The sequence below is a fragment of the Chthoniobacterales bacterium genome (assembly GCA_036569045.1).
Lineage (GTDB): Bacteria > Verrucomicrobiota > Verrucomicrobiia > Chthoniobacterales > JAATET01 > JAATET01.
This window is the reverse complement of sequence record DATCRI010000037.1, coordinates 26,890-50,642: the sequence shown is the minus strand read 5'-3', so window position 1 is coordinate 50,642 and position 23,753 is coordinate 26,890. Positions and strand designations below refer to the sequence as shown.

Annotated in this window: 27 protein-coding genes; 18 read left to right on the top strand and 9 right to left on the bottom strand. The window is 64.0% G+C overall.

Annotation, left to right across the window (positions count from 1 at the left end):
• The 9 genes from VIM61_07445 (at position 1) to VIM61_07405 (ending at position 7,576) form a co-directional block, all read left to right on the top strand.
• Positions 1 to 261 carry an ATP synthase F0 subunit C gene (locus tag VIM61_07445; protein HEY8900229.1) on the top strand — a complete coding sequence of 87 codons (261 nt, stop codon included), beginning with the start codon at positions 1 to 3 and terminating at the stop codon, positions 259 to 261.
• Positions 262 to 331: 70 nt separating this feature from the next.
• Complete coding sequence (gene atpF / locus VIM61_07440) at positions 332 to 844, top strand: F0F1 ATP synthase subunit B (GenBank protein ID HEY8900228.1); 513 nt, start codon at positions 332 to 334, stop codon at positions 842 to 844.
• A gap of 21 nt (positions 845 to 865) precedes the next feature.
• Positions 866 to 1,258: a F0F1 ATP synthase subunit delta gene (locus VIM61_07435; protein HEY8900227.1), complete on the top strand. Its 393-nt coding sequence runs from the start codon at positions 866 to 868 to the stop codon at positions 1,256 to 1,258.
• Positions 1,259 to 1,271: 13 nt separating this feature from the next.
• Positions 1,272 to 2,807: a F0F1 ATP synthase subunit alpha gene (gene atpA / locus VIM61_07430; protein ID HEY8900226.1), complete on the top strand. Its 1,536-nt coding sequence runs from the start codon at positions 1,272 to 1,274 to the stop codon at positions 2,805 to 2,807.
• A 6-nt stretch (positions 2,808 to 2,813) separates the two neighbouring features.
• Positions 2,814 to 3,671: an ATP synthase F1 subunit gamma gene (gene atpG, locus VIM61_07425; GenBank protein ID HEY8900225.1), complete on the top strand. Its 858-nt coding sequence runs from the start codon at positions 2,814 to 2,816 to the stop codon at positions 3,669 to 3,671.
• 109 nt (positions 3,672 to 3,780) lie between these two features.
• Complete coding sequence (gene atpD, locus VIM61_07420; protein HEY8900224.1) at positions 3,781 to 5,193, top strand: F0F1 ATP synthase subunit beta; 1,413 nt, start codon at positions 3,781 to 3,783, stop codon at positions 5,191 to 5,193.
• A 54-nt stretch (positions 5,194 to 5,247) separates the two neighbouring features.
• Positions 5,248 to 5,658 (top strand): ATP synthase F1 subunit epsilon, encoded by a 411-nt coding sequence (gene atpC, locus VIM61_07415; GenBank protein HEY8900223.1) that lies wholly within the window; start codon positions 5,248 to 5,250, stop codon positions 5,656 to 5,658.
• A 38-nt stretch (positions 5,659 to 5,696) separates the two neighbouring features.
• Positions 5,697 to 6,287 (top strand): DR2241 family protein, encoded by a 591-nt coding sequence (locus VIM61_07410; GenBank protein HEY8900222.1) that lies wholly within the window; start codon positions 5,697 to 5,699, stop codon positions 6,285 to 6,287.
• Between the two features lie 68 nt (positions 6,288 to 6,355).
• Positions 6,356 to 7,576: an amidohydrolase family protein gene (locus VIM61_07405; GenBank protein HEY8900221.1), complete on the top strand. Its 1,221-nt coding sequence runs from the start codon at positions 6,356 to 6,358 to the stop codon at positions 7,574 to 7,576.
• On the opposite strand, the gene VIM61_07400 is transcribed toward VIM61_07405, so the two are convergent.
• Complete coding sequence (locus VIM61_07400) at positions 7,564 to 9,804, bottom strand: FUSC family protein (GenBank protein ID HEY8900220.1); 2,241 nt, start codon at positions 9,802 to 9,804, stop codon at positions 7,564 to 7,566. The two genes, VIM61_07405 and VIM61_07400, sit on opposite strands and share 13 nt — an antisense overlap.
• Before the next feature lie 59 nt (positions 9,805 to 9,863).
• On the opposite strand from VIM61_07400, the gene VIM61_07395 reads away from it, so the two are divergent.
• From VIM61_07395 to VIM61_07385, 3 genes are read left to right on the top strand one after another with little or no spacing between them, the layout of a single operon-like run.
• Positions 9,864 to 10,076, top strand: a complete 213-nt coding sequence (locus VIM61_07395) for a DUF1656 domain-containing protein (protein ID HEY8900219.1) — start codon at positions 9,864 to 9,866, stop codon at positions 10,074 to 10,076.
• The gene (locus tag VIM61_07390) at positions 10,073 to 10,933 is read left to right on the top strand and encodes an HlyD family secretion protein (GenBank protein ID HEY8900218.1); all 861 of its coding nucleotides are present in this window, start codon (positions 10,073 to 10,075) and stop codon (positions 10,931 to 10,933) included. Before VIM61_07395 ends, VIM61_07390 begins: the two co-directional genes overlap by 4 nt.
• An 18-nt stretch (positions 10,934 to 10,951) precedes the next feature.
• Positions 10,952 to 11,503 (top strand): cob(I)yrinic acid a,c-diamide adenosyltransferase, encoded by a 552-nt coding sequence (locus tag VIM61_07385; protein HEY8900217.1) that lies wholly within the window; start codon positions 10,952 to 10,954, stop codon positions 11,501 to 11,503.
• 74 nt (positions 11,504 to 11,577) lie between these two features.
• Here VIM61_07385 and VIM61_07380 read toward each other — a convergent pair whose 3' ends face one another.
• Positions 11,578 to 11,919, bottom strand: coding sequence for an RNA-binding protein (locus VIM61_07380; protein ID HEY8900216.1), 342 nt, complete (start codon positions 11,917 to 11,919; stop codon positions 11,578 to 11,580).
• Positions 11,920 to 12,188: 269 nt separating this feature from the next.
• Between VIM61_07380 and VIM61_07375 the strand changes: the two genes are divergently transcribed.
• The 3 genes from VIM61_07375 to VIM61_07365 all read left to right on the top strand — a co-directional run bounded on the left by VIM61_07375 (position 12,189) and on the right by VIM61_07365 (position 14,758).
• Entirely contained in the window at positions 12,189 to 12,539 is a 351-nt protein-coding gene (locus VIM61_07375) for a DUF485 domain-containing protein (protein ID HEY8900215.1), read from the top strand.
• Complete coding sequence (locus VIM61_07370; GenBank protein ID HEY8900214.1) at positions 12,536 to 14,167, top strand: cation acetate symporter; 1,632 nt, start codon at positions 12,536 to 12,538, stop codon at positions 14,165 to 14,167. Before VIM61_07375 ends, VIM61_07370 begins: the two co-directional genes overlap by 4 nt.
• A 195-nt stretch (positions 14,168 to 14,362) precedes the next feature.
• Positions 14,363 to 14,758, top strand: coding sequence for an Ohr family peroxiredoxin (locus VIM61_07365; protein HEY8900213.1), 396 nt, complete (start codon positions 14,363 to 14,365; stop codon positions 14,756 to 14,758).
• A gap of 56 nt (positions 14,759 to 14,814) precedes the next feature.
• On the opposite strand, the gene VIM61_07360 is transcribed toward VIM61_07365, so the two are convergent.
• Together VIM61_07360 and VIM61_07355 are read right to left on the bottom strand one after the other, a co-directional pair.
• Positions 14,815 to 16,461, bottom strand: a complete 1,647-nt coding sequence (locus VIM61_07360) for a putative manganese-dependent inorganic diphosphatase (GenBank protein ID HEY8900212.1) — start codon at positions 16,459 to 16,461, stop codon at positions 14,815 to 14,817.
• Positions 16,462 to 16,515: 54 nt separating this feature from the next.
• The gene (locus VIM61_07355; GenBank protein ID HEY8900211.1) at positions 16,516 to 17,499 is read right to left on the bottom strand and encodes a 2-enoyl thioester reductase domain-containing protein; all 984 of its coding nucleotides are present in this window, start codon (positions 17,497 to 17,499) and stop codon (positions 16,516 to 16,518) included.
• 54 nt (positions 17,500 to 17,553) lie between these two features.
• Between VIM61_07355 and VIM61_07350 the strand changes: the two genes are divergently transcribed.
• Complete coding sequence (locus tag VIM61_07350) at positions 17,554 to 18,333, top strand: TIGR01458 family HAD-type hydrolase (protein ID HEY8900210.1); 780 nt, start codon at positions 17,554 to 17,556, stop codon at positions 18,331 to 18,333.
• Between the two features lie 10 nt (positions 18,334 to 18,343).
• On the opposite strand, the gene leuD is transcribed toward VIM61_07350, so the two are convergent.
• Genes leuD through leuC form a run of 3 tightly spaced genes read right to left on the bottom strand, consistent with a single transcriptional unit; the run spans position 18,344 to position 21,338 of the window.
• On the bottom strand, positions 18,344 to 18,952 hold the full coding sequence (gene leuD / locus VIM61_07345) for a 3-isopropylmalate dehydratase small subunit (protein ID HEY8900209.1): 609 nt from the start codon (positions 18,950 to 18,952) through the stop codon (positions 18,344 to 18,346).
• Between the two features lie 38 nt (positions 18,953 to 18,990).
• Positions 18,991 to 19,923: a TraB/GumN family protein gene (locus tag VIM61_07340; protein HEY8900208.1), complete on the bottom strand. Its 933-nt coding sequence runs from the start codon at positions 19,921 to 19,923 to the stop codon at positions 18,991 to 18,993.
• A 5-nt stretch (positions 19,924 to 19,928) separates the two neighbouring features.
• Positions 19,929 to 21,338, bottom strand: coding sequence for a 3-isopropylmalate dehydratase large subunit (leuC, locus tag VIM61_07335; protein ID HEY8900207.1), 1,410 nt, complete (start codon positions 21,336 to 21,338; stop codon positions 19,929 to 19,931).
• A 185-nt stretch (positions 21,339 to 21,523) separates the two neighbouring features.
• On the opposite strand from leuC, the gene VIM61_07330 reads away from it, so the two are divergent.
• On the top strand, positions 21,524 to 22,084 hold the full coding sequence (locus VIM61_07330; GenBank protein HEY8900206.1) for a hypothetical protein: 561 nt from the start codon (positions 21,524 to 21,526) through the stop codon (positions 22,082 to 22,084).
• A 1-nt stretch (position 22,085) separates the two neighbouring features.
• A complete protein-coding gene (locus VIM61_07325) occupies positions 22,086 to 22,484 on the top strand; it encodes a gamma-glutamylcyclotransferase family protein (GenBank protein HEY8900205.1) in 399 nt (132 codons plus the stop codon).
• Here the strand turns inward: VIM61_07325 and VIM61_07320 are convergent.
• The gene (locus VIM61_07320; GenBank protein ID HEY8900204.1) at positions 22,461 to 23,087 is read right to left on the bottom strand and encodes a uracil-DNA glycosylase family protein; all 627 of its coding nucleotides are present in this window, start codon (positions 23,085 to 23,087) and stop codon (positions 22,461 to 22,463) included. The two genes, VIM61_07325 and VIM61_07320, sit on opposite strands and share 24 nt — an antisense overlap.
• A gap of 32 nt (positions 23,088 to 23,119) precedes the next feature.
• Positions 23,120 to 23,689, bottom strand: coding sequence for a GNAT family N-acetyltransferase (locus tag VIM61_07315; protein ID HEY8900203.1), 570 nt, complete (start codon positions 23,687 to 23,689; stop codon positions 23,120 to 23,122).
• Positions 23,690 to 23,753 lie beyond the last annotated feature (64 nt).

Genomic DNA, 23,753 nt, shown 5'->3' with positions numbered 1-23,753 from the left:
ATGACCACACCACTTTTCGCTCAAGCCGCCGCGGTCGCCGCTGACCAGGTTGCCAACCTCGGCGTGACCGGCAGTCTCACCTTCGGCCTTTCCGCCGCCGGTGCCGCCATCGGCATCGGCCTCATCGGCGGTCGCGCCGCGGAAGCTGTCGGCCGCAATCCCGGTGCCTTCGGGCGCGTGCTCACCATGGCCATCATCTGCATGGCGCTGGCTGAAGCGATGGGTATTTTCGGTCTCGTCTTCCTCCTCATCGGCAAGTAGTCCGCTGAAATTCGAGGGGGCCTGTCGTTCATGACAAGGCCCCTTCTCCCTCACTCCACCTTCCGCGCCCATGCACGACCCACTCACGGATTTGATGATTCAATTCGGCGTCAATTTGCCGAAGCTGCTCGCCCAGATCATCCTCTTTCTCATCCTTTATTTCGCGCTGGCCAAGTTCGCCTTCGGTCCGATCATCAAGATCCTCGAGGAGCGCCGTCGCCTGATCGAGGAAGGCCAGGTCAACGCCGAGAAGATCAAGCAGCAGCTCGCCGATGCCCAGAAGCATTACGAGGAAGTTCTGCACAAGGCGAACCTCGAGGCGCAGCATCTCATCGAGGAGGCCCGCAAGAGTGGCGATGCCCTCACCGAAAAGAAAACCCAGGAAGCCATCCGCGAGGCGGAGGCGATCCTTGTTCGCGCCCGCCAGAGTATCGAGGTCGAGCGCAATCAAATGACCAGCGAGGTGAAGGCCCAGCTCGTCGATCTTGTGGTCAATACGACGACAAAAGTTACTGGCAAGGTTCTCACGCCCGAGGATCAGAAACGCCTCAACGCCGAAACCACCGCCCAGCTCGCGGCCTAGCATTTCTCAGATTCGGCCCGCATGAAGATCAGCAAGGAAGCTCGCCGCCACGCCCGGGAACTCTTCAAGGGGAGTTTCACCGATGGCCGGCTCGACGCGCGTAAGATTTCCGAGTATTCCGACCGGCTCGTGGCCGAGAAGCCCCGCAGCTACGTCGGAATCCTGAAGGAATTCACCCGGCTCGTCCGCCTCGAACTTCAGCGGCGCCACGCCGTGATCGAGAGCGCTGTGCCGCTCGAGGCGACCGAGGTTGCGAGCCTCGATGCGGATCTCCGCCAGCGCTTCGGCGCCGATCTCACCATCGAGCATCTCACGAATCCCGCCCTCCTCGGCGGCCTCCGCATCAAGATCGGCAGCGACGTCTGGGACGGCTCCGTCTCCAACCGACTCCAAATTTTCAAACAGCAACTGTAACGACCCACCGGCAATGAGCAGCATTCTTCAAGAACTCGAATCCAAAATCGCGGGCATCCAAAGTGCCTCCGCCGCGAAAACCAATGTCGGCATCGTTCGTGAAATCGGCGACGGTGTCGCCCGTATCGAAGGCCTCAGCGGCGCGATGCTCAACGAGCTCCTCGAATTCCCGAACGGGATCTTCGGCATTGCGCTGAATCTCGAGGAAACCGAAGTCGGTTCGATCGTTTTCGGTGATTACACCAAGATCAGCGAAGGCGACGAAGTCAAGACGACCGGAAAGCTTCTCTCCACTCCTGTGGGCAAGAGCCTTCTCGGGCGCGTGGTTGACTCCCTCGGCCAGCCGATCGACGGCAAGGGCCCGATCGACGCCACGGAATTCCGTCCGGTCGAGAAGATCGCGCCCGGCATCATCAAGCGCAAATCCGTCAGCCAGCCGGTGCAGACTGGCATCATGGCCGTTGACGCGATGATCCCGATTGGTCGCGGCCAGCGTGAACTCATCATCGGCGACCGCGCCACCGGCAAGACGACGATCGCGATCGACACGATCATCAACCAGTCGAATGCGAACAAGGCCGCCGAGGCCGCGGGCGAAAAGGATTTCCGCCCGATGTATTCGATCTACGTCGCGGTCGGCCAGAAGAACGCGAACATCGCCCGCGTCGTGAAGACGCTCGAAGAGAACGATGCGCTCAAATACACCGTCATCGTCTCGGCTTCCGCCTCTGATTCCGCCACGAACCAATACATCGCCCCCTTCACCGGTGCGACGATCGGCGAGTGGTTCATGGATAATGGCATGGATGCGCTCATCGTGTTCGACGACCTTTCGAAGCACGCGGTCGCCTACCGCCAGGTTTCGCTCCTCCTCAAGCGTCCGTCCGGTCGTGAAGCCTATCCCGGCGACGTGTTCTATCTCCACAGCCGCCTGCTCGAGCGCTCCGCCCGGGTTGGTGAAAATTACGGCAACGGATCGCTGACGGCGCTCCCGATCATCGAAACGCAGGCCGGCGACGTGTCTGCCTACATTCCGACGAACGTCATTTCGATCACCGACGGCCAGATCTATCTCGAAACCGACCTGTTCTATCAGGGCATTCGCCCGGCGATCTCGGTCGGTCTGTCGGTGTCCCGCGTCGGCTCCGCCGCGCAGATCAAGGCGATGAAGCAGGTCGCCGGCAAGATCAAGGGCGACCTCGCCCAGTTCCGCGAGCTCGCGGCCTTCGCGCAGTTCGGCAGCGATCTCGACGCCAAGACGAAAGCCACGCTCGAGCGCGGTCAGCGCATCGTCGAGCTCTTCAAGCAGCCGCAGTATCACCCGCTTCCCGTCGAGCTGCAGGCCGCGATTCTCTTCGCCATGCAGCGCGGCTACGTGGACAGCATCCCGGTCGAGCGCGTGAAGGAATTCCAGACGAAGCTTCAGGAATTCTTCACCACCCGCAAGGCTGCCCTGCTCGCCAGGATTCTCGAGAAGAAGGCCTTCGACAAGGACCTCGAAGCCGAGACCATCGCGGCTCTCGACGAATTCAAGACCATCTTCAAATAACCTCCCGTGCCCAGCACTCGCGACATCCGGCGGCGCATCAAGTCCGTCAAGAATACGGCGCAGATCACGAAGGCCATGCAGATGGTCGCCGCGTCGAAGATGCGCCGGGCGCAGTCGACCGCGCTCGCCGGCCATCCCTACGCGCAGCTGCTCAACCGCGTGCTCGTTTCGCTGAACGGCCGTGTGAATCACTCGTCGCACGCGCTTCTCGAGGATCGTGTCGTCAGGAAGGAGCTCGTCGTGCTCATCAGCACGGACAAGGGCCTTTGCGGCGGTCTCAATACGAACCTGTTCCGTGAGGCTCTTCAGTTCGACGCGGCGAAGACCGATTTCGTGACCATCGGCCGCAAGGGCAAGCAGTTCCTCGCCCGCACGAAGCGCAACATCGTGGCGGACTTCGAGCTGGGCGACAAGCCGAGCTTCCTCGAGATCAAGCAGATCTCGAAGTTCTGCATCGAGCGCTTCCTCACGAAGGACGTCGACAAGGTCACCGTGCTGTTTCCGCTCTTCGTGAACACCCTTACGCAGACGCCGCGTGCGTTCACGCTACTGCCGATCACCCCGACGATCCTCAACAAGGATTTGGTGGACGAGAAGGGCGATGGCTCCGTCTTCGTGTTCGAGCCGGACGAGGAAACCATCCTCGATGCGATCCTTCCCTACTCGCTGCACTACGGCATTTATCAAACCGTGCTCGACGCCCGTGCCTCGGAACACAGCGCCCGCATGGTCGCGATGAAGAACGCGACCGACAACGCCAAGACATTGGTGAAAGACCTTACCCTCGAATACAACAAGGTCCGCCAGGCCGCGATCACGAGCGAACTGCTCGAAATCACCACCGCCCAGATGGCGTTGGCATAACCAGATTTTAGACAGAATTTACGGAATTTTTGGAATTTAGGAGAAAACCAAGGCTGCCGTATTCAATTCCCTCAATTCGGTTAATTCCGCCAGAAAACCCGCATCAAACATGAGTCACAAAGGTAAAATCGTTCAGGTCATCGGCCCCGTCGTGGACGTTGAATTCAACCCGGCCGACGGCAAGATTCCCGCGATCTACGACGCGCTGGAGATCGACCACGTCGTCGACGGCGTTTCCGTCAATCTCGTCCTCGAGGTCCAGCAGCACCTCGGCGAAAACTGGGTGCGCGCCATCGCGATGTCCTCGACCGAAGGTCTCGTCCGCGGCAAGGAAGTCATCGCCACCGGCGCTCCGATCTCCGTTCCCGTCGGCGACGCCGTGCTCGGCCGGATCTTCAACGTCATCGGTGAACCCACCGACGAGCGTGGCCCGGTGAACGCGATCAAGAAGTATCCGATTCACCGCCCGGCCCCTCCGCTCGTCGAGCAGGACACCCAGGCCACCATTCTCGAGACCGGCATCAAGGTCATCGACCTCATCTGCCCGTTCGTGAAGGGCGGCAAGGCCGGTGCGTTCGGTGGTGCGGGCGTCGGCAAGACGGTCGTTATTCTCGAACTCATCAACAACATCGCCAAGGCCCACGGTGGTTTTTCGGTGTTTGCCGGCGTCGGCGAGCGCACCCGTGAAGGGAACGATCTCTATCATGAGATGAGCGATGCGGGCGTCATCAAGCAGGACAACCTCGCCGAGTCGAAGGTTGCGCTCGTTTACGGCCAGATGAACGAGCCCCCCGGCGCCCGTCTCCGCGTCGCACTCACCGCGCTCGCGATGGCGGAATACTTCCGCGACGAGAAGAATCAGGACGTGCTCCTCTTCATCGATAACGTCTTCCGTTTCTCGCAGGCCGGTTCCGAAGTGTCCGCGCTCCTCGGCCGCACCCCGTCCGCGGTGGGTTACCAGCCCACGCTCGCGGCGGAAATGGGCGGTCTCCAGGAACGCATCACCTCGACCACCAAGGGCTCGATCACGTCCGTGCAGGCCGTTTACGTGCCCGCGGACGACTTGACCGACCCCGCGCCGGCGAACACGTTCGCGCACCTCGACTCGACCCTCGTGCTCGAGCGCTCCATCGCGGAACTCGGCATCTATCCGGCCGTCGATCCGCTCGCTTCGACCTCGAAAGCGCTTGCGCCCGATGTCGTCGGCGAAGAGCACTACAAGGTCGCCCGTGGCGTGCAGGTCGTGCTCCAGCGCTACAAGGACCTGCAGGACATCATCGCGATTCTCGGCATGGACGAGCTTTCGCCGGAGGACAAGCTTACGGTCTATCGGGCTCGTAAGATCCAGCGTTTCCTCTCGCAGCCGTTCCACGTTGCCGAAGTCTTCACCGGCACGCCCGGCCAGTATGTCTCGATTCAGGAAACGATCCGCGGCTTCAAGGAAATTCTCGAGGGCAAGCACGACGATGTGCCCGAGAGCAATTTCTACATGAAGGGCGGCATCGACCAGATCAAGGAATAAGGATTGATCGCGGGTGCCGGCGAGAGCTGGCGCGCCCGCGACGGAAGGAATCTCATGCCGACTCTCAAACTCGAAATCGTTACTCCCGAGGCCAAGACCTACTCGGAAGACGTGGAATTCGTGCAGATCCCGGGCTCCGAGGGTGACCTCGGTGTCTTCCCCGGGCACGTTCCGCTGCTCACCCAGCTTGCTCCCGGCGAGCTGCGCGCGGTGCGCGGTGGCAAGGAGGAATTCCTCGCCGTCGGTTCGGGCTTCGTCGAGATCACGCAGACCTCGGTTTCCGTGCTCACCGACATGGCCGTCATGGAGAACGATATCGACGAAGCCGCCGCCCAGGCCGCGATCGAGCGCGCCCAGGCTGCGATGAAGGACGAACGTCTCCACGGGGAAGAGCATGCCGCCACGGCTGCCGCCTTGCAGAAATCGCTCGCCCAGCTGAGGGTCAAGCGTCGCCGCCACAGCTGATCGGACGTAACCGGATAACGGAAGCTCCGTTGTTCACCATGTCCGCCATCCGCACTTTTCTCGAACGCCGTCTTCGTGACGGCGTTTTCTTTCTCGGGCAGATTCGCATCGCCGATGGAATCGTCGTGCGCCATCGGGACGATGCCGACTCGCCAGTTGTCGATGTCTTCTCCCGGCCTGAAGACGCCCGCGAGATCGCCAGATACGACGACGCCGGCAAGTATCGCCCGCTGAAAACCGCACCGAACCTGCGCCGCGGGTGGGAGCTGCGTCTTCGGACCGTCGAGGAGCTGCACCTCGCGCTCGACTATTTCTACCCGGCCGCGCTGGGGACATGGCTGGCGGCCGAGCGCCGGGAACTGGCCCCGGTCAGTCTCCGGGAAACGCTTGGACGCCAGACCGGCATGTATCGCGTGACGCAACTCATCCGCGACGATCAGGCCGATGCACTCGTCGAGAAAATCTGTGTCGAAGGATGCCTGCGGCAACGACTCTGGCGCGTTGATGGCACGACACCCTTCTCGGGGCAGATGACCGAGTCGCTGCCGATTCTCTGCGCGGAGGCCTGTAACCTTTTCGTTGCCGCCTGTCGCCCCGTGGCGAAGGAAAATCTGCCATCCGCCGGATGAGAAAGCGGGCGGATCGGGCGCTTTTTCGTCGCCCGATCTCGTCCGCCAAATAGTATCCACGGCGGCCCATGCTCCTCCATCGCGCCCGTCTCATTCTGCCGCTTTCCGCCCCTCCCATCGAGGATGGCGCGATCGCCGTGGAGGGGATGGGCCTCGTCGCCATCGGACGCTTTCCTGAGATTCGCGCCCGGTTTCCGGCCGCGGAGATCGTCGATCACGGCGAGGTGATCCTTCTCCCCGGACTGATCAACGGGCATTGCCATCTTGATTTCACGGTGATGCGCGGGGCGATCCTCCCCAGCACGAGTTTTTCGGCGTGGGTTCGCCGCATCAACGATCTCAAGCGCGTTCTCAGCGACGCGGATTATCTCAAGTCGATCGCCGACGGTCTCGAGGAGCTGCGTTCGTGGGGAACGACGACCGTGTTGAATATCGAGTCGCTGCCCGAGCTGATGGTGAATCTCCGGCCGCCGGCGATCCGCACCTGGTGGTTTTACGAGCTACTCGACATCCGCACGCGCATTCACACCGAGGACGTCGTGGCCGGCGCCCTCTCGTTTTTCGAGCAGCGGCCGGCGTGGCACGGCGGATTCGGGCTTTCCCCGCACGCGCCCTACACGACTTCAACGGAGCTTTACCGGCTCGCGCGCTTCTGCTCGGAGAAATACGGGATGCCCTTCACGACGCATCTTGCCGAGTCCGATGAGGAAATGCAGATGTTCGCGGAAGGGGAGGGGCCGCTCTTCGAATTTCTGAACGGCCTGGGCCGGGACATGAGTGACTGTGGCCGGAAGACGCCCATTCGGCATCTGCTCGAGGCCGAGGCGCTCCCGGCGGGAGCGATTCTCGCGCACATGAATCAACTCGGCCCCGGGGACGAAGCGTTGCTCGCGCCGCATGCGAAGTCGTTCGCGATCGTGCATTGCCCGAACTGCCACGGGTATTTCGGTCGGCCGCCGTTCCCCTACGAGACGCTGCGCGGGCTCGGATTCCGCATCAGCCTTGGCACCGACAGCTGCGCGAGCAATCGAGGGCTGAATCTCTTCGAGGAAATGCAAGCCTTCCGGCGCAGTTTTCCGAATGTCGCGCCGGCGGAGCTGCTGGACATGGTCACGCGAAATCCGGCGGCCGCGCTGGGGATGGCTGGCCGGCTTGGCGAGCTGACCGTGGGGGCTCGCGCGGATTTCATCACGCTTCCCTTTTCGGGGGCGACGGAAGATGCCTTCGAGGTGATCGTCGAAAATTGCACGCCGCCGCGGGGCGTGTTTCTCAACGGTCACAGCGCGTAGTCGCCGCGATATTTCTCGAGCGCGAGGCCGCGAATCTGCTCGGCGCAACGGTCCATGGTGCGGGCCGCTTCCTCGACGAAATTCATTGCGCCGAGATAGGGAATCGCCGCGGGAAACGAAATTTCGCCCGAAAGATAGCGCTGGCGAATGTCGCCGAGCTCGGCTTCGAGGGGCTGAAACGAGGCGAGCAGGGAGGGCGCGGACAACGGTCTCGGGCCGCGTTCGAAGGTGCTCTCGAAGCCGGCGAGCGTTTCGCGGTAGCTGGTCTCGAGGGCCGTGAGATGGTCGCGGAGGCGATCCTTGATTTCGGAAGGCGTGTCGATCTCGTCCAGCTTGCGGGTCGAGAGAATGCAGTAGCTGAGACGTTCGGCGGTCTGCAGGAGTTCGAGCAGCCTGCGGCTCTCGCCGGCCGGATACTCGGGCGTGGTCGTGACATTGATCCACGCCGCGGCCTCGGAGGGAATGAGCGCCAGGCGTTCCTCGACATTGGAGCGTTCCTCGGGAGTGAGCGTTCCGAGGAGCTGGCGGCAGCACGCGAAGAATTCCCGGAAGAGGCCGAAAATCTCCCGCTGCGGAAGGAGCGGCCAGAGCATGCGCTGGATGACGGCGGAGAACAGCAGCGAGAGGACGACGCCAAAATAGACGTTCACGACCTGCGGAAACGTAACGGGCTCCTGGGCGTTCAGGCCGATGGCGCCGATGAAGAAAAGCATGCCGCACTGGCCGTAGAGCGAGATGCCGCCCTGGCGCGCGAACGTCAGCCCGAGCACGAAGAGGCCCGTCGCGAGAAAAATGTTCATCCAGAAGTAGTGGGCGAGGAACGGCCAGATCACGAAGAGCAGCATCGAATAGGGAATGCCGACGAGGGCGATGACGAGGGCGTAGCTGAAAGCCCGGCGATCGCCCTCGCCGCCGGGATAGAGCCGGGAGGTCGCGGTGAGGAGCCACGCGGCAAAGGGCACCGTGAGGCCGCCGGGGGGATTGATCCAGTTGACGTAGATGAGGGCCAGCACGGCGGTGAGGCCGCCCTTGATGCCAGTGCGGACCCAGAAGTTCGTGATCTTGAGCCGCGCCCATCGCTTGCGACCGGCGGGGGCAATCGACTCCGTCGTGGCGTAGATTTGATGTGCGCATTCCCGGATCACGCGGAGCCGCGCGGAGATGTCCACGAGAGCCGTGTAGTGCGAGGAAAAATCCATCGCCTCCTGCACCGGGATCGTTTTCGTGAGGCCGCGGTCGCGAAGGTCGATCAAATGGGCGTCGCAACGCCGGATCGCCTCGGCCAGCGCCGCATTTTCGGGCTCGAGAGGGATTTTGACATCGAAGTTGGTGAGAGCCGCGAACTCGCGCTCGAGGAGTGTCTGAATTTCCCGGAGTTCGTCGCTGATGAGGTCGCGGTAGCGCGATTGCTCGGGCAGGCGTTGGCCGAGGCTTTCGGCCGCTTCGAAGAGGGCGCCGAGCGCGGCAATCATGCGACTGCGCAGGGGCAGCTTCGCTCGGAAATATTCGCTTTCCCGCTGCCCGTAACGCAGCAGCAGGCGGAGCGTGTTCATCCGCGTGACGAAGCGCAGTTCGGTCCCGGCAATCGACGGGGGAACTTCGGTGTTGTCGAGCAGGCGCCGGCTGCGGGCGGTGGTGATCTCGCCCGCTTCCCGCAGGGTCGCGCGGAAGCACTTGTGGAATTCGTCCCGGGCGTAGCGAGGCCAGATCACGCCGGTGACCGCGGTGGAAACCACGATGCCCAGCAAAATCTCCAGGCAGCGGCTGATGCCGATGTGCCACGTATTGGCGGGATCTTCCATCGTGGTGCCGACGACGACGAGTGTCGTGAGCGCGCCAAGGAAGAACGCGTAGGGATACCAGTTGCCGCCGAACATCATCGTGCCGAACGCCGAAACAATGAAGGCGCCCGCGATGATCACGGGAGGATCGTTTGCAAAATTGCCGACGAGAAGAATGCCGATGGCGGCGCCCGCCATCGTGCCGATCGCGCGGAGCACGGCTTTTTCGGCGATCGCGCCCACGTATTGGGCCAGCATGAGGACGATGACCGTGAAGATGCACCACGTGGGGTTTGGCAGGCGCAGCCAGAGGGCGATCGCGAAGCCAAGCACGCCGGCGATCGCCATTTTCAAGCCCTGCCGCACGCCGACATCCTCGAAAAATTCCGCCAGGCGCGAACCGGCATCTGCGGGGCGGGCGGGAGCAGTCTCGGGCACGGCGCTCATCCAAGGTCGCGCCCGCGCTTGCGCCAACCAAAAAATGCGGCCAATGATCGGGGCTTCGCATGCCTGCCCTCACGAACGCTGATATCGAGTTCTTCGGCACCTTTGTGCCGTGGTGGATGATGATCGGCGTGTTTGCGTATCTTCTGGCGTGGCTGGTGGTGCGCGTGCTCGAGCATGCGCAGCTCACGCGATACATCTGGCACCTGCCGCTGTTTTTTCTGGCCCTCGTCGTGCTCTTCTACTCCGCTATCGGCCTCGTCCTCGCTCCATGATCAAGCCCGGCCTCCGTTTCGTCATCACCTTCGCCGTCGTGGCGCTCGCGCTTCTCGGAGCGACGCTGCTTTACCAGCGCTACGATCACCAGCCGTGGACGCGCGATGGGCAGGTGCGGGCAAACATCGTGGGGATTGCGCCCCGCGTGGCCGGACCGATCATCGAAATCCCGATCAGGGACAACCAGCCGGTGAAAAAGGGCGATCTGCTTTTCGCGATCGATCCCTCGACCTTCCAGGCCGCGGCCGATCTTGCCGCGGCGAAGGTCAAGCAGGCCGAGGCCACGGCTCTCCAGATGCAGCAGAATCTCGAGCGGCAGACGACGCTTTACAAAAACAACGTCGTCGGCGAGCAGGCCTATCAGGACGCGCAGGATCAGTATGACTCGGCCGCCGCCAATGTCGCCGCCGCGAAGGCGCAGCTCGAGGGCGCGCAGCTCAATCTCAACTACACCCGGGTCTATGCCCCGGTGGACGGCTACCTCACGAATGTGAATACCAGCCCGGGGACCTATGTGAACGCGGGGCAGCAGCTTCTTGCGCTGGTCGACTCCAGTTCGTTCTGGGTCGCCGGCTATTTCAAGGAGACGCAGATTTCCTCCATTCGGCCGGGCGATCAGGCCCGCATCACGCTCATGGGACACGTTGGCCAGCCCTTTTCCGGCGTGGTCGAGAGCACCGGGTGGGCGATTTTTCTGGATGACGGATCGAGCGTCGAACTGATCCCGCAGGTCAGCCAGACGATCGACTGGGTGCGGTTGCCGCAGCGGTTTCCCGTGCGAATCCAGATCACCGGCAAGCCGCCGATTCCTCTGCGCATCGGGCAGACGGTTTCTGTTTCGATCAGCGAGAAATAACGGACGGAAGGCGCGGGCATGAAGATTTACACGCGCACGGGAGACGATGGCACGACGGGACTTTTTTCCGGGGATCGCGTCGCGAAGACCTCCTTGCGCATCGAAGCGCATGGCTCGGTCGATGAGCTGAATTCCGTGCTCGGGGTGGCGCGAGCGGCGACGCCGCAGCCTCGTGTCGGGGAGATGCTGCGGGTTGTCCAAAGCCAGCTTTTTGCCGCCGGCGCCGATCTCGCCACGCCCCATACGGCGAAGCCCGCGATTCCGCGAGTGGGGGCCGCCGAAACCACATGGCTGGAATCGGAAATCGATGAAATGACGGCCATGCTGCCGCCGCTGCGCACCTTCATCCTGCCGGGAGGCACTGCCGCGGCCGCGCAGTTGCAGCTTGGCCGAGCCATCGCCCGACGGGCCGAGCGCGACGTGCTGCGACTCGCCGCCGCGGAACCGATCAATCCCGAGCTGCCCGTCTACCTGAACCGGCTGTCCGACTTTCTCTTCACGCTGGCCCGCTTCGAGAACTTTCTCGCGGGGCGTGAGGAGGAGCCCTGGGTGCCCGGCGGTGACGCGTGACCGGGAAAAAGGAAACGCCCCGCGGTGAGGCGGGGCGTTTCGAAGGTTCTTAAATCGAGGCCGGAGCCGCGAGATTAGTAACGACGGGCCGGACGGCGATCGCGGTCGCCACCGTTGCGGTTGTTACCGCCGCCGAAGGACTTGCGGGGCGCATTCGGGCCGAAGTCTTCGCGAGGACGGGCCTCGTTGACGGTGAGGTTGCGGCCGTCGAAATCCTTGCCGTGGAACTGCGCGATGGCGGCCTGGGCCTCCTCGGCAGTGGACATGGTGACGAAGCCGAAACCGCGGGAGCGGCCGGTCATTTTATCCTGCACGACGGCGACGTCAGTGACGTTACCGCAGGCGGCGAAAGCCGAGCGAAGGTCGGCGTCGTTGGTGTCGAAGGAAAGATTTCCGACGTAGAGTTTGGTGGACATGGTGTTGTGTTTGGTTGGCCCATAGCGGGAACCCATTAGTCGTGGCATTCGATTACCGAATCTCGAATCGCCACAGGAAGCTCGCGCTCTCGCGCGCCACAAACACCAACTAGCAAATCTACCTACGCCCAAAGGGGCTCTGTATGAACGAAGGCAAGTAGAGCAGGGTTCGACGCGAAGGCAAGGGGGAACATTTTTCTGCGCCACGAGAGCGGCCGACTGGCTTTCGGCCTTTTGCCAGCCGGCCGTGCTTGTTAGCATCCCCTGCAATGTCCCTCCCGGATTCCTCCGATTCCGTGGCGACGCGCCGTTCTCACGATGATCCTCCCTGGGAGGACATTGCGAAGGACGCCGATTTCCGCCACCTGCTCGCCGCCAAGATCAAATTCATCGCCCCCGCGACGGTGTTCTTCCTCGGCTACTACTTTGCCCTGCCAGTGCTTGTCGGCTACGCGCCGAAGCTGATGGCGACGCCGATCTGGGGCGACCTGAACGCCGCCTACCTCTTTGCGCTCTCGCAGTTCTTCATGGCGTGGATTCTCGCCGCCTTCTACGTGCGCGCGGCTGTCGGCTGGGATCGCGCGGCGGTGGCGGTGCTGCGGAAATTCGGGCGAAAATGAGCCCGCTTCCGCTGTTTGCCCAGGCCGCATCGGAGAGCCACGTGGCGCTCTCCATGTTCCTCGCGTTCGTCGCCGCCACGCTCGCCGTCACGTGGTGGAGCGCCCGGCGATCCTCCGGCGCGAGCGCGTATTTCGCTGCCGGCCGACGCATCACCGGCTGGCAGAATGGCCTCGCCATTGGCGGCGATTACATGAGCGCGGCCAGCTTCCTCGGCATCGCGGGCATGATCGCCTTCAACGGCTACGACGGTTTCCTCTACTCCGTCGGTTTCCTCGTCGCCTACCTCACCGTGCTGCTCCTCGTCGCCGAGCCGCTGCGGAACACCGGCAAATACACGATGGCCGACGTGCTCGCCTTCCGCATGAGCCCGCGGCCCGTGCGCGCCATGGCCTCGCTCAGCACGCTCACCGTCTCCACGTTCTACATGATCGCCCAGATGGTCGGCGCCGGCGCGCTCGTGAAGCTCCTGCTCCCCGGCGTGAGCTACGAGATGGCCGTCGTCGCCGTCGGCGCGCTCATGATCATCTACGTCGTCTTCGGCGGCATGCTCGCGACCACCTGGGTGCAGATCATCAAGGCTGTGCTCCTCATGTCCGGCTCGCTGCTGCTCAGCGTGCTCGTGATGCGGCACTTCGACTACAGCTTCGCGAAATTCCTCGACGCCATCACCCACGTCTCGTTCCACCAGAATGGCGAGCTCGTCACGCGGAATTTCCTCGAGCCCGGCTTGAAATTCGGCGCCGCCGTCACCCATGGCTGGGGCCCGCTCGACATGATCTCGCTCGGCCTCGCCCTCGTGCTCGGCACCGCCGGCCTGCCCCACGTCCTCGTGCGCTTCTACACCGTGCCCGACGCGCCCACCGCCCGCGCCTCCGTCGTCTGGGCCATGGTCATCATCGGCTCGTTCTACTTGATGACGACCTTCCTCGGCTTTGGCGCGGCCACCATCCTTACGCCGGATCGCATCGTCGTGGGCGGCAAGCCAAACGACAACATGAGCGCACCCCTGCTCGCGCAGGCGCTCGGCGGCGAGGTGCTCTTCGCCTTCATCAGCGCCGTCGCCTTCGCCACCATCCTCGCCGTCGTCGCCGGCCTCACCATCAGCGCCAGCACGAGCCTCGCCCACGACTTCTGGACGAACGTCATCCACCACCGGCGCGAGCACCGGCCCGGCGAAGAAGTCTTCGTCGCCCGCGTCACCGCCTTCGTCGTCGGCGCAATCTCCATCGTGCTCGCCATCAAACTGCAGACGATCAACGTCGCCTTCCTCGTCGGCCTCGCCTTTGCCGTCGCCGCCAGCGCGAACCTCCCCGCGCTCGTCTTCTCCCTTTTCTGGCGCCGCTTCAACACCGCCGGCGCCGTCACCGGCATGGCCGTGGGGCTCGTGAGCTCCATCGCGCTCATCCTCGTGAGCCCGAGCGTGATGGGCACGGATGCGAAGGCGCTCATCGCCGGCACGCCGCTCTTCCCGCTCAAGAATCCCGGCCTCGTGAGCATCCCGCTCGGCTTCCTTGGCGCGATCCTCGGCACGCTGCTCTCCCGCGCCCCCGCCCGCGCCGAAAAATTCACCGAGCTGACCGTGCGGGCCAGCACCGGCCTCGGTGCCGAAAAGGCGACCGAGCACTGAGGGGATTGCCAGGTTCTTTACTCGTCCAAACGGCAGCGCGCTCCACCGGCGGTTCGATAGACGCTCCGATCAGACGGGCAGGGTCAGAAGCTGGTGTCGACCGGAACTCGATTTTTCGCCAATGCGGGGTAGGGTTCGTGGCAAGGGCCTGCCGGTCGGCAGGCGAATCACCCTAACCAACGAAAGGACATCTCCATGAGCGCGAAGGTTCTCTTTACTGGCAAGACTCACACGACCGCTGGCCCCGAGGGGGCTGGGCGGAGTGCCGACGGTTTCGTCGACGTCAAACTTCCCGAGCCGCACCCGGCGGCCGAAAATCTCTTCGGCGTGGCATGGTCGGCCTGCTACCTCGGGGCGCTGGGGCTGGCGGCCTCGCGAAGGAAGGTCGCCCTGCCGCCGGATGCCGCGGTGGACGCGGAGATCCACCTGAACCTGGCGGACGGGGCGTTTTTCCTCTCGGCGCGGCTGGATGTGAGCTTGCCGGGGCTGGACCGCGAGGTGGCGGAGGAGCTGGTGGCGGCGGCGCATGACATCTGCCCTTACTCGAAGGCCACGCATGGCAACATCGAGGTCGAGACGAATGTGGTGTGAGGGGGCGGCGTCACGGGGACTTGGAGGACTTATGAGATCTCCAAGTCCTTTCCTGCTTACACGGCGCGCGAGAGCAGGCTGGTGAGATAGGGCAGGAGCTGTTTCTTGCGGGAGACGACGCCGTCGAGCTGCCAGAGATGGGGCTCGATGGAGGGGTAATCGATGTGCCGGGTGAAGCTCTCGTCACCGCGCACGATCAGCACGGAGTTCTGGGTGTTGATGTCCGTGATGAGCAGGGCGGAAAACAGCAGACTGCGCGAGGCGCGAAAGCGTTCGACAGCCTCCATGAGTTCGTCCTTTTTCTCGGGGAAGTGCGAGAAGGAGAGTTCCTCGATCTGCGCGGCGCTGAAGCGGGTGGCGCCTTCCTCGTATTCCTTGCAGTCCGCGGTGACGGCCTGGTCCGGGCTCATGGTGAGAAGCGGGGAACCGACGGAGAAAATTTCCGCGGCGAGCTTGGCGGGCTCGATCCCGACGATGGCGGACAGGCGGGCCATGATGCTACGGTCGACGTCGGTGGTCGTGGGAGAGGTGAGGTTGAGCGTATCCGAAATGACGCCCGCCATGAGGATGCCGGCGATCGGCCTGGGAATGGGCACGCCGGCCTGTTCCCAGCAGGTGGCCACGATCGTGCTGGTCGAACCGACGGGACGGTTCAGGAACAGGATGGGCGTCTCCGTGCTGACGGCGCCGAGGCGATGGTGGTCGATAATCTCGAGGACGGGAAGCGTCTCGGCGCCTTTGACGGCCTGGGAAAGCTCGTTGTGATCGACGAGGATGAGCTGTCGCGGGATCGGCTTGAGAAAATCGCTCTTGGAAAGGACGCCCTCGAGGCGGCCGGTCTCGTCGATGACCGGGAAGGCAAATTGCGAGGAGAGAACGATTTCGCGCCGGGCTTCCTCGAGGGGAAGGTCCGGCTGGAGGGACTGAAAGTCGGCGTAAAGCATTCGCTCGGCACTCACGGAGCTGCGGGCGAGAAGGACGGTGGTCGCGGTGTCGTAGGGCGAGCTGACGACGACGGTGCCCTTCGCGCGGGCGGCGGCAAGGACGTCTTCTTCGACCTCGAGGCCGCCGGTGACGACGAGCGCCTTCACGCCGGCTTCGATTGCGAGGTGCTGGACGTTGGAGCGATCGCCGACGATGAGAACGATGCGCTCGACGTCGAGTTTCTCGATGCGCTTACGGAGCGAGCCGGTGCGCGTCGCCGCCACCACCAGAAGGTAGCGAGCGCTTTCGGTGCAGGGGGAGCCGACGAGCACCGTGCCGTGAATGGTGGTGCAGAGATTGGCGAGGGACGAGTCGACTTCGCGGGCGCTGCGGATTTCCTCCGGCTGCGGGAAGAGGTGACGGCTGATCTTGAAACTCGAGATGAGGCCGAGGCAGCGGTTTTCGTCATCGACGACGGGCACGCCGCGAAAGCGGTTCTCGCCGATCTGGAGCATCGCGTTATAGACGGGCTCGTGGACGTGGACAGAGAGGACGTCGCGTTCCATGACGTCGCCCACGCGGGGCCGGACGTCGCTGTAAAAGACGGGAGCGGGCACGCCGAATTTCTCGAGCACGAAGTCGATGCGTTCGTTCGTATTGCCGCAGCGGCCGGCGATGGCGGTGGCGTCTCCAGTCTGGCGCTTGAGTTCGGCGTAGGCGATGGCCGACACAATGGCATCCATGTCGGGATTCCGGTGGCCGATGACGATCGTTTCCATGAGCCGGGAAGTTCTAGCAGATTTTCCGGCCGCGCAAAGCGCTCGCGCACGGAATTAATCGGCCCGCAAATCGAGCAGAACTTTCCCGGAGCGGCGTTCTCCCTCGGCTTCCTGAATGGCGGCGTGGATCTCGCGCAGGGGAAACGTGCGATGGATGGGAACGTAAAGGGCGCCCTCACGGATCATTTCCGCCAGCAGGGCGAAGACCCGGTGCTGCTCGGCGGCTGGCTTCTCGAGAAACCACCGTCGCAGCCAGAAGCCGTGGAAGCTGAGTCCGCCGAAAATCACGAGGCCGTTGGGGATTTTGAGCGGCTGGCGGCTCATGGCTCCGTAGGTGACGAGCGGGCTGCCGGGCGCGAGGGCGTTCGCGAGATTCAGGGCGCTGGCGCCGCCGACAGCGTTGAGGGCGAGCCGGGCCTGTGCGCCGTCCATGAGGTTGCGCCCCTCCGCGCGAAGATCGGTTTCCTCGGTGACGACACGGTCCGCGCCGAGGGCGAGCAGTTCGTCGACGAGTTCGGGCCGGCGGACAACGTTCAGCGTGCGGAGGCCGAGACGACGGGCGATCGGAATCACGCAGCGTCCGACGCCGGAATTCGCGGCGTTTTGAACGATCCAGTCGCCGGGCGAGAGCGTCTGGAAGTCATGCAGCATGGCGTAGGCGGACGGGGGATTGATGCTGAGCATGGCGGCCTGAGCGGGATCGATGCCGACGGGAAGCGGGATGACTTCATCCGCCGGAACATTGCGGGCGCCGCACCACGAGCCCAGCGGGAGAGGCACGACGAGATCGCCGGGATGAAGCGTGGTGACTTCCGCGCCGACGGCGACGATGCGACCGGCGCCCTCGTTGCCAATGATGGCCGGAGGCTCGGGGAGCTGGCCATAGGTGCCGGCGATGACGTTGAGGTCGGCCGGGTTGATCGGCGCGGCGAGCATCTCGAGCTGGACTTCGTTCGTTGCCGGGGCGGCGAGGGAGAGTTCTTCGAGAGAGAGAACATCGGCGGGTTTTCCGAATCCGTGAAGGCGCGCAGCGAGCATGACTCTTCAATAATCCACCTGCGTCGGGGCCCGGCAAATGCTAATCTTCGAGCCATGGAGGCGCTGCGGGGAGTGCGGGGGCTGGTGATCGATCTCGACGGCACGCTGTATGTCGGCGACGAGATCTTGCCCGGGGTGCGTGAAGCGTTGAAGCGGTTGCGCGAGGCGGGGCTGCCCCTGCGATTTCTCACGAATACGACCAGCAAGCCACTCGCGATGATCGTGGCCCATCTCGAGGAATTGGGACTCGCGATTGATGCGGACGATATCTTCACGGCGCCACGGGTCGCGGCTGCGGTGCTGCGTGAGCACAGGGTGAAGCGGGCGCATTTCCTGCTGAAGGCGCCCGTGCTGGCGGACATGGAGGGGATCGACGCCGTGGATGATGGCGCGGCGGCGGTTGTGGTGGGGGATCTCGGCGCGGATTTTACGGCGGAGAGATTGAATCGCGCCTTCCAGCTGCTCCTCGCGGGAGCGGATTTTTACGCGCTGGCGGAGAATCGAATGTATCGCGCGGCCGAGGGAATGCGTCTCGACGTCGGGGCGTTTGTGCGGGCGCTGGAATACGGGAGCCGTCGCGAGGCGACGTTGCTCGGCAAGCCGGCGCGCGCGTTTTTCGAGACGGCGGTGGCGGCCCTGGGAGTGCCTCTGGACGCCGTGGCTTCGGTCGGGGATGACCTCGAGGGCGATGTGGGAGGCGGGCAGGGCGCGGGTCTGCGTGGCGTGCTCGTGCGCACGGGAAAATTTCGCGAGGAAGACCTGCGCTCGGCGAAGGTCTCCCCGGATGTCATGATCGACTCGTTTGCCGATCTGCCGGCGGCGCTGGGATTGTGAGCGCGGGGGCTTACGCCGTCTGCATGTAAGGCAGCTTCGCGGCGGTGTCCTTCACCGCGGGCACGGCCTCGAGCAAATCGGCGATGGCGTCCCATTTGCCGGCGATCAGGACTTCGCGAGCCTGCGGCGGGACGGCGGCCTTGAAGTCCATGTCGGCGATCGAGACCTTGCCCTCGGTGACGTCGACGGTGACCTCGGCGGCAGGGTCGGCCTCGACGAGCGCGGCAACGGCGGCGATGTCGGCCTGGCTCATGACCATGCAGGGAATGCCGAGCGTGGTGGAGTTGCCGAAGAAGATTTCCGCAAAGCTCTCGGCGATGATGGCGCGGAAGCCGTAGCGGTAGAGGGCCTGCGGGGCGTGCTCACGCGAGCTGCCGCAGCCGAAGTTCGAGCCGGAGAGCAGGATGCTGGCGCCGGCGAAGCGGGGATCGTTGAGCGGGTGGTCGGTCTTTTCGCCGGTGGTGGGATCGACGCGGACGTCGATGAATGCGAATTCGCCGAGACCGTCGAACGTGACGCATTTCATGAAACGCGCGGGGATGATGCGGTCGGTGTCGATGTCGTCGCCGGGAACGTAGATTGCCGTGCCGGCGACCTGGGTGATCTTTTCGAGGGCCATAAGGAATTCGCTAAGCGGAGTTTTGAGTGTGGAAGAGTTTACCGGGTTCGCGTCAGTTTGAAACCGGCTTTTTCAAAGGCGGCGAGGAGACCGCTGTCGCCTTCGAGGTGCGCGGCGCCCACGGCGAAGAACCAGGATTTCTCCGGCTGGTCGCGGAGCTTTCGGATGATCCGCTCGGCCATGCGGGCATTTCGCTGGTCGAGCAGGCGGTCCATGAGTTTCGCGCTGAGCGCGGGATCATCGGAGATGGCGTCAAGCTTGTTGAGTTCCGTGACGAGTGCGGTGAGGTCGCCGGCGAGATAGAGCGCGGCGAGGGTGTCGGAAAGGCTCCTGCCCTTCGCGCGGAAGTCTCGGAGCTGAGCGAGGGTTTCTCGCAGAATGGTGATCTGCTCGGCCTCGGCGAGATCGTCGAAAATGGCGAGCTGCTCGGCGGGTGTTTCGAGGCCTCCGGTTTCCTTGCCGGCAGCGGCGGCGTGGCGGAAGAGGGTCGTATCCAGCGCGAGAAGGCCCGGGTATTTCGACTGATCATCGAGTTCCAGCAACGAAACGGCGGCGGCCCAGGGCTTGAGGCGATCGAAGGAGGCGGGTATCGCGGCGAGCCCGCCCTCGGAATGACGAAGCTCAGCTTTCAGGGATGCGACGATCTCGGGGCCGGCGATCGCGGAGAGTGACTTGTCGGGAGGGAGCAGGAGCCGTGGGGCGAGCGCCAGGAGGGTTTCGCGGTCCATTGGGATCTCCGTGAATACGGCATCGGCGCTTTCGGCGGCGGCGCGCACCACGGCGGGAGGCGTGGCGACATCCGGGCGGGCGAGGTGAATCGTGCCGAAGATCCACGACGGCACCCTGGCTCCCTCGATCTTCCAAAGGTAGGGCGCGCCGGCGGCGGATGCCGACGAATGCGCGAGCGAGAGTGCGAGAAGGAAGACGGCGCTCGCGCGCCGCCAATCCGAGAGCCGAAACCGAAAGTTCAAGATCGCTAGACGAGATCGAACACCTCGCGGGCGTCGGCGATCTCACCCGTGACCGCCGCGGCGGCGACCATGAGCGGGCTCATGAGCACGGTGCGGCCGGTCGGCGAGCCCTGGCGGCCCTTGAAGTTGCGATTGCTCGAGCTGGCGCAGAGCTGTTCGCCGACGAGTTTGTCGGGATTCATGCCGAGGCACATCGAGCAACCGGCGCCACGCCATTCGAAGCCGGCGTCGCGGAAGATTTCCGCCAGGCCGAGCGACTCGGCGATGGACGAGACGCCCTGCGAGCCGGGGACGACGATGGCCTTCACGTTCGGGCTGACCTTGCGACCCTTGAGGTAGGTGGCGACTTCCTGGAGATCACTCAGGCGGCCGTTCGTGCAGCTGCCGAGGAAGGCGACATCGACCTTGGTGCCCTTGATCGGCGCGCCGCCGGTGAGGTGCATGTGGGCGAGGGCCTCGATGCCGGTGGCGCGGTCCTTCTCGGGCAGCTCCTCGGGCGTGGGCACGGTCTCGTCGATGAACACAGCCTGGCCGGGGTTGATGCCCCAGGTGACGGTCGGCGCGATGTCCTCGGCGTTGTAAACGACGATGTCGTCATAGACGGCGTCCGCGTCACTCGCGAAGCTCTTCCAGCGCTCGACGGCGGCATCCCACTCTGCGCCCTTGGGCGAATATGGGCGGCCCTCGAGGTAATCGAAGGTCGTCTGGTCGGGATTGACGTAGCCGACGCGCGCGCCGCCTTCGATCGACATGTTGCAGACGGTCATGCGCTCTTCCTGCGTGAAATTGTCGAACGTCGTGCCGGCGAATTCGTAGGCATAGCCGAGGCCGCCGTTCACGCCGAGCTTGCGGATGATGTGCAGGATGACGTCCTTCGCGTAGACGCCGGGCTTGAGTTTGCCGTTGACCTCGACGCGGCGAACCTTTGGCTTGCCGATGGCCATCGTCTGCGTGGCGAGCACGTCGCGCACCTGACTGGTGCCGATGCCGAAGGCGATTGCGCCGAAGGCGCCGTGCGTGCTCGTGTGCGAGTCGCCGCAGGCGATGGTCGTGCCGGGCTGCGTGATGCCCTGCTCGGGACCGACAATGTGAACGATGCCCTGCTTGCCGGTGGGCAGGTCGAAAAAGGTGACGCCGCTCTCGGCGCAATTCTTGCGCAGCGCCTGGATCATTTCCTCGGCGAGCGGATCGGAAAATGGCTCTTCGCGTTCGTCGGTGGGCACGATGTGGTCGACGGTTGCAAACGTGCGGTGCGGCATGAGGACCTTCAGCCCGAGATCGCGCAGCATGCCGAAGGCCTGCGGGCTGGTGACTTCGTGAATCAAGTGCGTGCCGATCAGGAGCTGGGTCTGGCCGTTTGCCAGTTCCCGCACCGAATGAGCCTGCCACACTTTGTCCAACAACGTCTGTTTCATAGAGCCGGCCAGCATAGAATCACTCGGGGCGCTCTGCAAGTCGCGGCGTGCGGGGAAACGGAGCGCCGGGGCGGGGGGTTACGGAGTTCGCCGGGAAAGCCGAAACTTGCTGATTTTCCGGAGGCGCGCAGACACTTGTTTTTTTGGTTCCGGGCGGCGAAGGTAGTCGAAAGCTTCCTCCCCAAATGCCCACCGACCCATCCGAGCACTGGCATCTTAAGAAACACGATAACGGCGAGATTTTCGGCCCCGTCACATTTGCGCGCATTCTCGAATGGGCGGGCACGGCTCAGATCGCGCCGCAGGATACCCTGTCGAACGATTTGCTCGTGTGGACGAAGGCGCCGATGATTCCGGAGCTCGGGATGGACTGGATTGTGAAGCTCGAGGACGATCATTACTACGGACCGACCACGGTTGGCTCGCTGCTCGAGTTTCTGGAAAACGGCGAAATCAAGGGCGACACGGTCATTCTCGATTGCTGCACGGGCACGGAGTTGCCCTTCCGCGAGGCGAAGTTTTTCCCGGCCCCGGATTTGCAGGTGGACGATGATTTGAGCCGGTCGCCGTCGCGCGGGGTCATTCGCCTCGGCCTGCAAAAGCGGATTCGTGAACTGGAAGTCGGCCTGCTCGAAAAGCGCCGGCAGCTCGACATGGCGGCGGACACGATTCACCGGCTCGAGAATCGGGTGCGGGAGCTCGAGGCGCGCGTGCGAGAGATTAGTGGATTTTCCGCGCGGAGCTGAGGTGGCAGCGGACGACCGCGCTCGCATTTTTCTTTACGGCACGCTCCGGCGTGGAGGTTCGCGGGATGTGCAGGTCTTCTACCCCGGGGCGGACTTTGTGGCGCCGGCAAGGGTCCGGGGGAGGCTATTCGATCTCGAGGCCTATCCAGGGTTGCGGCTCGATTCCTCGGGCGAGTGGGTGCAGGGAGAGCTTTTCGATGTGACGGCCGCTGCGCTGGCCGGGTTGGATGAATGGGAGGGAATCGACCTCGCGGATCCGGAGGCCGGCGAATATCGCCGCGTGAGAGTCGATGCGATGCGGGAGGACGGCACCATCGAGAGATGCTGGGTGTATGAGGTGCGCGTCGAAATCTGCGTCGGCCGGCCGGTGATCGCGTCAGGCGATTGGCTGCGGCGCTGAGGCGTCCATTTCGGCCACGTGGGTGGCGAGGTGTGCAAGGGCGAGGCCCAGCAGGCTTTTTCCCGGCTCCATGCGATGCCAGGTGGATGCGCCGGACGGATGCGGGAGCGGCAGCAATTCGCAGGAGTGTCCGCCATAGGTGATCGGCAAGGTGCGACCGACGACCTCCGAAAGCAGCGCGAAGGGATGGAATTGCGAGATCGCGAGCTTGCCGACCGCCAGCACGAGCGTGGGCCGGAGGATTTCAAATTCCCGGTGCATCCATGGCGCGCAGTTGGCGATCTCGGTGGAGTCGGGCACACGGTCGCCGCCGCCCCGCGTGGCCTTGCCGGGGAAGCAGCGGCAGACGGCCGCGAAGTAAATCCGGTCGCGGGCGGTTTCCTCGTTCCAGCCGGTGGCGGACTCGATCCATTTGAAAAGCGTTTTCCCGGCGGTCCACGCGAACGGCCGGCCGAGGATCGGCTCCTTCACGCCGGGCGCCTGACCGACGAGAAGAATGCGGCTGTTGGCCGGACGGCCGACGACGGCCGGCCGGTGCATGGCCGGGCAACGCGTGCAGGCGCGGAGCTCGGTGAGGTGGGTGGACAGAGGATCGGACGACACCGCCCCAGCAATTTCATTCGTGGGCGGTTCCGTCAATCCGCGGTTCCGTCGGCCTCGGGCGGCAGCAATTCGTAGATCGACTCGGTGGTGCCGTAACCGGCGTCCCGTTGGGAGATTTCCAGGCCGAAGCGGCGCAGGAGTTGCGACGCGGCGACATTTTCCGCGAATGAGAAAGCCTGCCAGCGCCGGATTCCGCTGGCCCAGGCGAGACGGACGAGGTGCCGGAGGAGCGCCGTGCCGCCGCCCAGATTCTGGCAGTCGTCTACGAGCACGATCCCGACTTCGGCGAGTTCGGGATCTTCCGGCGTGCGGATGCAGCGCGCGACGCCGACCTGATCCGTTTCGTGGCCTTGCGCGTCGAGCAGCGCGAGCACGACGGCGATGTGGTCGTGGAAATCGCAATGCGTGAGGTAGTGCAGTTCGGCTTCGGTGAAGCGCTTTCGATGGTGCAGGAAGCGGTAGGCGTTGCCCGTGGGAGAAAGTCGCTCGAGGCCGCGGGTAAGCGCCCCGGCGTCGCCAGGTTGGATCGGGCGAGTCCGGGCGCGACGGCCGTCGCGGAGCTGGATGGGGCCCCGCGGAGCCGGTGAATCGTCGAAAGGCACCGTCGACAGTTCTCCATATTCCCCGGGGAAGCAACTGTGTGACGCGATCGTCGCGTTGCTCGGG